The following is a 4,606-nucleotide window of genomic DNA, read 5'->3' as shown; positions in this document are numbered from 1 at the left end:
GCTTTGAGCTTACCCAATGCACCCAAGACCCCCTGTGCTTTGGCGGGGTCAAAAAGCTCATTGTATTTTTCGCCTACATAACTCCCGAACCCACAATTGATATAGGCTGCGACACACCCCCAGGGATCAGTAAGTGCCGCCTTGGACATCCAGAGTTTCTCTGCTGCGTTCAGCTCTGCCTGAGTCGGGGGGACGTTCGGCACCGGCTCGTGGTCCCAGTAGTGTGCTGCTCTGGCGATAACGTTTCTATTGACTCCAAGGTCTCCAACAATCGCTGCAAAACCCAGCACAATCTTGTCAAAAGTCCCTGTCTTGCCCTCAAGCCTCATGATGTCGGTACCGCGTCCTCCGATGACATAACTCGGGTCGGGCTGACCGGGACCGTCGCCGTAACGTGGATCACCGATCCCCCAATCGCTGAGATAACCGAAAGTCATGAACTCGTTTGGCTCATACTGATTGAACACATTTTTTGTAACCCGGCCTGGGGTCCAGGACAACTGATCATCTCGCGTACTGGGGGAAAACCCATTAACCACATAGGTTTTTTCAGCCGCACCAATACCCCAGTTAATTGCGCCCGTACCCACTTTAGTGCCGGGGTCCGACGGATGGACAAGATCACTCACTCTCCCCGCCCGGCCTTGCTGTGTTAATCCAGTTGCTTTGGCGGTCATGATGTTTTCTCCCTGCACGCGTAGATGAGTCACGAGTTCATGAGCAAGTTTTACGCGGAGCACAACACAACGCCTACCTGTCAAAGTTGACAGTGCCGACGAGTGGTATTCAGGGATTGAGGATCGCAAAGAAGAAAGCCGCGACAAGGATTGAATATCCTCTCGCGGCTCAGATGATTCTATAAATGCGGTGCTGGCACCGCAGTGGATCAAACCACCAGCGACAGCAACAAAATAAAGCCCAGCGCAACAACGGACAGGATGGTTTCCATCGCGGTCCAGGTCTTGAAGGTTTCGGCCACGGTCATGTTGAAGTACTGCTTGACCAGCCAGAAGCCGGCGTCGTTAACGTGTGACAGGATCAACGAACCCGCRCCGGTGGCCAGCACCAGCAACTCGCGGTTCACGCCCGGAATCATCCCCACCACCGGCACCACGATACCTGCACCGGTAATGGTCGCCACAGTCGCAGAACCAGTGGCCACGCGGATCACCGCCGCGACCAGCCAGGCCAGCAGGATCGGCGAAATCTGCGCGCTCACCGCCATGTGGCCGATCACATCGCCCACACCACTGGTCACCAGCATCTGCTTGAAGCCACCACCGGCACCGATGATCAGAATGATCGCCGCAGTTGGCGCCAGGCTGGCGTCGAGCAGTTTGAGGATCTGTTTGGAGCCGATGCCCTGACGATGCCCGAAGGTGTACAGCGACAGCAGCAACGCCAGCAGCAACGCCGAGATCGGGTGACCGATCATGTCCATCCAGGTGCGGAAGAAATGCCCGTCCGGCAGTGCGATGTCGGCAAAGGTTTTCAGCAGCATCAGGAACACCGGCAACAGCACGGTGATCAGCGTGATGCTGAAGCTCGGCAAGGTGCTGGAGTGAGGTTCGCGAGCCAGTTGATCCACCAGTTCCTGGTTAGGATGACCGGGGATGTACTTGGCGATGAACGTGCCGTAGATCGGGCCGGCAATGATCGCGGTCGGCAACGCAACGATCAGACCGTAGAGAATGGTTTTACCGATGTCCGCACCAAACACCCCGATGGCCAGCAATGGACCCGGGTGCGGCGGAACCAGTCCGTGCACGGCGGACAGACCGGCCAGCAACGGGATACCGATCTTGATGATTGAAACGCCGGTGCGCCGGGCCACGATGAACACCAGCGGAATCAGCAGCACAAAACCGATTTCGAAGAACAACGGGATACCGACCAGGAAGGCCGCAAACATCATGGCCCATTGCACGCGCTCTTTGCCGAACGCGCGAATCAGGGTCTGGGCGATCTGATCCGCCCCGCCCGACTCGGCCATCATTTTGCCAAGCATGGTACCCAGCGCCAGGATGATCCCGACAAACCCGAGCACCCCACCGAAACCGTCCTGGAACGCCTTGATGATGGTGCCAATCGGCATGCCCGAGGTCAGCCCGAGAAAAGCCGCTGCGATGATTAATGCAATGAAGGGGTGAAACTTGAACTTGGTGATCAGGACGATTAATCCGATCACGGTGATCACTGCATCAAGCAGCAAAAACGACTCGTGGGACATGCCAAACATGGGGGGTATCTCCTGTTTGTTGTTGTTATTGAAGCGGGTTATTCAGAAGCCGTCAGGACAGCGCTATCTCTTGCAGCAACACTCAGCCGGCGAGTTTCAAACCATGGCTGAGCCACCAGGCGTGAGCCTGCCGGGCGAGTTCATCGACGTTGTGCTTCGAGGCATCGAGCGCCAGGGTCAGTGGCTCGCCAACGGGGGATTCAAGAGTCGCGAACTGGCTGGCGATCAAGGTCGACGGCATGAAATGCCCCGGACGATGAGCCACGCGATCGGCGGCGACTTCAGGGGTCAACTCGAGGAACACAAAACCCAGGCCCGGCAAGGCGCTGCGCAAGCGTTCACGGTAACTGTGCTTGAGCGCCGAGCAGGTCAGCACCGGGCGTGCGCCCGAGGCATCGACGCGACGCAGCTCATCGCACAGGCTGTCGAGCCAGCCRGCMCGGTCKTCGTCGTTGAGAGGAATGCCTGCGCTCATCTTTTCGATATTGGCAGCAGGGTGAAAGGTATCGCCTTCAATGCCGGTTGCACCGCTCAGCTGGCACAGGGCTTCGCTGACGCTGGACTTGCCGCAGCCGGCCACGCCCATGATGACCAGGGCGGTGATAGGTTGACTCATGTAACACCTCAGCGCGCAGACAGCGCTACCTTTGCTACGTGAAACTCTAGTGCAAAAGCAGGCATTGCCGACGCCTTCTTGTCATTTTTATGGGTTGCAGCACGTTCTTTCCCAACGCCAAAAAGCAGGGATCAGGCAAACCCTGCTCAAGCATTTGCAGCCGCATCGAGACAGCGCTACCTTAGTGCCTTGAATTTTGTTTGGCAAGCAGCCCGATGACCTCCACTAAAAACGATAAAAATACTCGCACCACCGGCCGCCCTACCCTCAACGAAGTCGCCCGTCTGGCAGGCGTGAGTCCAATCACCGCGTCCAGGGCCTTGCGCGGCATCAGCACCGTCGCCACCGAGTTGGTGGAAAAGGTCCAGCAGGCCGCGCTCGAACTGAACTACGTGGTCAACCCCGCCGCCCGCGCCCTGGCTTCGGCCCAGAGCCATTCGGTGGTGGTCCTGGTGCCATCGCTGTCGAACCTGCTGTTCATCGAAACCCTTGAAGCCATCCATCAGGTGCTGCGTCCCAAAGGCTTCGAAGTGCTGATCGGCAACTATCACTATTCCCGTGATGAAGAAGAGAACCTGCTGCGCAACTACATGGCCTATCAGCCAAGAGGGTTGCTGCTGACCGGCTTCGATCGTACCGAAAGTGCCCGCCGGATGATCGAAACCAGCAATATCCCCTGCGTCTACATGATGGATCTGGACCCGGGCGCCGGCCTGAACTGCGTCGGCTTCTCGCAATTGAGTGCCGGCGAAACCGCCGCACAACACTTGATCTCCCGCGGTCGGCGGCACCTGGCCTACATCGGCGCACAACTCGACCAACGCACCTTGCTGCGCGGCGAAGGTTTCCGGCGTGCCTTGCAGCAAGCGGGCCTGTACGACCCGGACCTTGAGTTGCTGACACCGCGTCCCTCTTCGGTGGGCCTTGGCGGCGAATTATTCCTGCAGATGATGGCGAGCCATCCGCAGGTCGACGCAATCTTCTTCGGTAACGACGACCTGGCCCACGGCGCCCTGCTCGAAGCCATGCGCCACGGGATCAAGATCCCCGAACAAGTCGCCGTCCTCGGCTTCAACGACCTGCCAGCCTCGGCGCACATGGTGCCGCGCCTGAGCAGCATCAGCACCCCGCGTGAAGCCATCGGCCGCCGCGCTGCTGAGCACATGCTGACCTTGATGGCCGGCAATTCGATCGCCAAACCGGTGGTCGACATGGGCTTTGAGTTGAAGGTTCGCGAGAGTACCTAGGAAACCCGCTCTCGGACATTCCCGCCAACACCCTGGGATCCGTCCCACAGATTTGTCGGAAACGCTTGCCATCGATTTTTTTGCGCGTGCCGTAGCCTCTCTGGAGCTGCTTTTAACCGCCCCCAGGAGTCTTATGTCATGCACACGGACCCGCAAAATCAGCAATGGTTACTCTCACGCTGGAGCGAAGCGCTGGCGACCGAGGCGTTCACGTCTCGCCGGATAAGCCTCGGCCATCTGGCCGATACGCTCGAGCTCAGCGCCCGCGCAAGCTTTCAGCGCTTGTTGCAGGCGCTGCTGCGCGAAGGCCTGCTGAATCCCGAAGTCCTGCAAGCCAAGGGCTCGATGCATTGGCTCACGCTGCTCGATGGTGCCCGGTTGTGYTTCGAAGGACTCATCCCCACGCGGATGAACAGCTGGGACATACAGGGCGACATCACGCTGCATCGCCCTGAATCCCCAGCACAAAAACTGCTGTTTCCTTCACAGTTGCTAAACCTGCTC

At 58.6% G+C, this 4,606-nt stretch carries 3 protein-coding genes and 2 pseudogenes; 2 read left to right on the top strand and 3 right to left on the bottom strand.

The window, feature by feature from the left end:
• From AC1DH9_RS23045 to AC1DH9_RS23035, 3 genes and pseudogenes are all read right to left on the bottom strand, one after another.
• Nucleotides 1-677, bottom strand: a pseudogene (locus AC1DH9_RS23045) (hypothetical protein); the annotation flags it as partial.
• A gap of 209 nt (nucleotides 678-886) precedes the next feature.
• Entirely contained in the window at nucleotides 887-2,239 is a 1,353-nt protein-coding gene (locus AC1DH9_RS23040; protein WP_427532071.1) for a GntP family permease, read from the bottom strand.
• An 82-nt stretch (nucleotides 2,240-2,321) separates the two neighbouring features.
• Complete coding sequence (locus AC1DH9_RS23035) at nucleotides 2,322-2,855, bottom strand: gluconokinase (RefSeq protein ID WP_477808837.1); 534 nt, start codon at nucleotides 2,853-2,855, stop codon at nucleotides 2,322-2,324.
• Nucleotides 2,856-3,070: 215 nt separating this feature from the next.
• On the opposite strand from AC1DH9_RS23035, the gene gntR reads away from it, so the two are divergent.
• Together gntR and AC1DH9_RS23025 are read left to right on the top strand one after the other, a co-directional pair.
• The gene (gene gntR / locus AC1DH9_RS23030) at nucleotides 3,071-4,102 is read left to right on the top strand and encodes an HTH-type transcriptional regulator GntR (RefSeq protein WP_427536022.1); all 1,032 of its coding nucleotides are present in this window, start codon (nucleotides 3,071-3,073) and stop codon (nucleotides 4,100-4,102) included.
• 138 nt (nucleotides 4,103-4,240) lie between these two features.
• A pseudogene (locus tag AC1DH9_RS23025) lies at nucleotides 4,241-4,606 on the top strand (IucA/IucC family protein); the annotation flags it as partial.

The sequence above is a fragment of the Pseudomonas sp. 05T35 genome, from assembly GCF_056396605.1.
This window is presented reverse-complemented; position numbering and strand designations above follow the sequence as displayed.

What these genes read in the sequence shown, in the direction of transcription:
- gntR (WP_427536022.1), top strand. Translation starts at nt 3,071, where the DNA reads ATGACCTCCACTAAAAACGATAAAAATACTCGCACCACCGGCCGCCCT.